This window comes from uncultured Microbacterium sp. (genome assembly GCF_963521645.1).
Taxonomy (GTDB): Bacteria; Actinomycetota; Actinomycetes; order Actinomycetales; family Microbacteriaceae; genus Microbacterium.
On the sequence record NZ_CAUQVQ010000146.1, the window covers coordinates 1 to 2,761 of the forward strand.

Annotated in this window: 5 protein-coding genes; 3 read left to right on the plus strand and 2 right to left on the minus strand. The window is 67.4% G+C overall.

Annotated elements, in window-relative coordinates:
* Positions 1–581, minus strand: a 581-nt coding sequence (locus RWO82_RS15450) for a DUF445 family protein (protein WP_314428417.1), incomplete at its 3' end; no start/stop codon positions are given.
* 125 nt (positions 582–706) lie between these two features.
* Between RWO82_RS15450 and RWO82_RS15455 the strand changes: the two genes are divergently transcribed.
* Genes RWO82_RS15455 through RWO82_RS15465 form a run of 3 tightly spaced genes read left to right on the plus strand, consistent with a single transcriptional unit; the run spans position 707 to position 1,698 of the window.
* A complete protein-coding gene (locus RWO82_RS15455; RefSeq protein ID WP_314428418.1) occupies positions 707–982 on the plus strand; it encodes a type II toxin-antitoxin system prevent-host-death family antitoxin in 276 nt (91 codons plus the stop codon).
* A gap of 3 nt (positions 983–985) precedes the next feature.
* Complete coding sequence (locus RWO82_RS15460) at positions 986–1,396, plus strand: type II toxin-antitoxin system VapC family toxin (RefSeq protein ID WP_314428419.1); 411 nt, start codon at positions 986–988, stop codon at positions 1,394–1,396.
* A 29-nt stretch (positions 1,397–1,425) separates the two neighbouring features.
* On the plus strand, positions 1,426–1,698 hold the full coding sequence (locus RWO82_RS15465; protein WP_042537810.1) for a metal-sensitive transcriptional regulator: 273 nt from the start codon (positions 1,426–1,428) through the stop codon (positions 1,696–1,698).
* 19 nt (positions 1,699–1,717) lie between these two features.
* Here the strand turns inward: RWO82_RS15465 and RWO82_RS15470 are convergent.
* Positions 1,718–2,761, minus strand: a 1,044-nt coding sequence (locus tag RWO82_RS15470; protein ID WP_314428420.1) for an amino acid permease, incomplete at its 5' end; no start/stop codon positions are given.

Sequence of the window (2,761 nt, forward strand, 5' to 3'; positions counted from 1 at the left end):
GCGTCGGCCTCCACGATCTTCTCGAGCCAGGCGCCCGCCGGGGGACCCCACTCGGGAGAGACGAGGTGCTCGCGGGCGAGGTCGGTGATGAGGTCGCGCACGTCGTCGTCGCTCAGGGCGTTGAGCACCGCGGTCGCGATGGTGGCGCCCTCCGCCGCGACGCGCTCGGCGTGGGCGGGTTCGCGCAGCCATTCGCCGGCCCGCTTCGCGATCGCGGTGCTGGCGAGCTTCGCGCGCACCACGCCCGCCTCGAGGAAGTTCGTCTCGACGAACTCGCCCAGCGTGCGGCCGATCTCGTCCTTGCGGTTCGGGATGATCGCGGTGTGCGGGATCGGCAGGCCCAGCGGCCGGCGGAACAGCGCGGTCACCGCGAACCAGTCGGCCAGGGCGCCGACCATGCCCCCCTCTGCGGCTGCCCGCACGTAGCCCAACCACGGCTGCCGCTCCTGCAGCGCGAAGGCGATCACGAAGAGCACGGCCATGAAGATCAGCGCGCCGAGGGCGACGGCCTTCATCCGGCGGAGGGCGCGCAGTCGCACCTGGTCTGCGGGCGACAGGAGCGCCATCGGGGTACGCGGCATGCCGTCATCCTTTCACGCGCGTGCTCGCTGAGGTCCGCTTGCGGCGTCCGGTCCTTCGCATCTCACTGAGTTGGAGCTGTGTAGTACTCTCACTACAAGCTGAATCGGGGTACATCGTGTTCACCATGACCGCTCGAGAGTTCAACCAGTCCGTCGCGCGCGCTCAGCGCGTCGCTGACGACCAGCCCGTGCTGATCACGAAGCGCGGCGAGGCCGCGTACGTGCTCTTGAGTATCGACGAGTACGAACGGCTCGCCCCGGCCCGACCCGGGTCGATTCTCGAGTTCCTCGCGATGCCGGACGAGGACCTCGCGGACGACGACGGCGAGTTCGATCGCATCATCGACGAGATCGTCGCCGACAGGAAGGCGGACTTCGGTCGTCCTCCGATCGAGTTCTGACCGATGTATCTGATCGACACGAACACGTTCTCCGACGCGAGGCGTGGAACCGGAGCCGGCATCGCCGCTCGCACCTGGATGGAGAGCGGGGCGCCCGAGGCTCTGCACATGAGCGCCATCACCGACTACGAGCTGGAACTCGGTGTCCTCGGACTCCAGCGCCGCGATCCGCGTCAGGCGAGAGCACTCCGACGCTGGCTGGACGCGCTCCGATTCGGGCTCGGCTCCCGCATCCTCCCCGTCTCTCCGCAGATCGCGCGGACGTGCGCCGCTCTCAACGTGCCGGATCGTCGTCCGTGGGCTGACGCGCTGATCGCGGCCACAGCGTTGCATCACGGCCTGACTCTCGTGACGCGCAACACGAAGGACTTCGAGATCCCCGGCCTGTCGGTGCTGAACCCGTTCGAGGACTGACACGCGCAGGACCCGAGTACCCTCGAAACGTGATCGAAGACATCAAGAAGCGTGCACTGCACCGCACCAGCATCCTCGAGGGTCAGATGCGCGGTGTCGCGCGGATGATCGAGAACGAGGAGTACTGCATGGACATCATCACGCAGTCCCGCGCGATCCAGCGTTCACTGGAATCCCTCAACCGCCTGCTGCTCGAGAACCACCTGCGCACGCACGTGACGCACATGTTCGACGAGGGCGGGGAGGAGCGCGACAAGGCCGTCGACGAGCTGCTCAAGGCGTTCGACTTCGACCGCAAGTAAGGGCCGCGCTCCTCCCTCCTCACCGCTTTCCGTCGAAGACCTCGCCCTCCATGGCGTCGTACCCCTCGGCCTGCGGGTCTCCGTGCGAGCCGCCCGACAGCGCGTACTCCTCCTCGGGGGAGAGCACGAGGCGGTGCCGGAAGAACAGGCCGAACCCGAGCAGGATGATCGCGTAGACGATCGCGATCGCGATGATCGCCGGGCCGAACGTCGGGTTGAGCAGGAATCCCACGAAGATCAGCGCGGCGATCACGAGCGCGATCACGGCTCCCGGGATGCCCCACGGGCTGACGTACGGACGGGCGACGTTCGGGAACTTCTTGCGCAGGATGATGAACGACACGAGCTGCAGACCGTAGGCGACGACGGCTCCCCAGACGGCGATGTTCAGCACGATCGCTCCCGCGACGGATCCCGCGCCCTCGGAGTCGACAGCGGTGAGCACGTCGAGCACGATCAGGGCGATGAAGCCGATCGCCGCACCGACGGTGAGCGCGACCCACGGCGTCTGGCGCTTGCCGGTCAGCGAGAGGAAGCGCGGGTAGTAGCCGGCACGGGACAGCGAGTACATGTTGCGTCCGTAGGCGAACATGATTCCCTGCAGCGAGGCGAGCAGGCCGATCAGTGCGAACAGAGCGAGCACGGCGGCGAGCTGGTCGCCGACGATCGCGCGGAAGCCGTCGAGCAGCGGTTCGCCTGCTGTGCCGGTGGCCTCGGCTCCGATCACGCCCGTGTTGAGGAACAGCACCAGGAGTCCGGTGACGATGAGGGTGCCGCGAGCCCAGAAGCCCGCCTTCGGAATGTCTCGGGTCGGGTTGTGCGACTCCTCGGCGGCGAGCGGCAGCTCTTCGATGCCGAGGAAGAACCACATCGCGAACGGCAGGGCGAAGAGGATCGGCAGCACGCCGTGCGGCAGGAACGCGGTCTGGCCCTCGTCGGGAACGATGTCCCACAGGGCGTCCCACGAGAACGCACCCGAGAACAGCGCCATCGCGGAGAACACCAGGATGATGCCGATCGAGATCACCGAGACGATGATCGCGAAGCGGAACGAGATCGCCGC

Coding starts and splice junctions, on each gene's coding strand:
- RWO82_RS15455 (WP_314428418.1), top strand. CDS start 707: ATGACCGCTCGAGAGTTCAACCAGTCCGTCGCGCGCGCTCAGCGCGTC.
- RWO82_RS15460 (WP_314428419.1), top strand. CDS start 986: ATGTATCTGATCGACACGAACACGTTCTCCGACGCGAGGCGTGGAACC.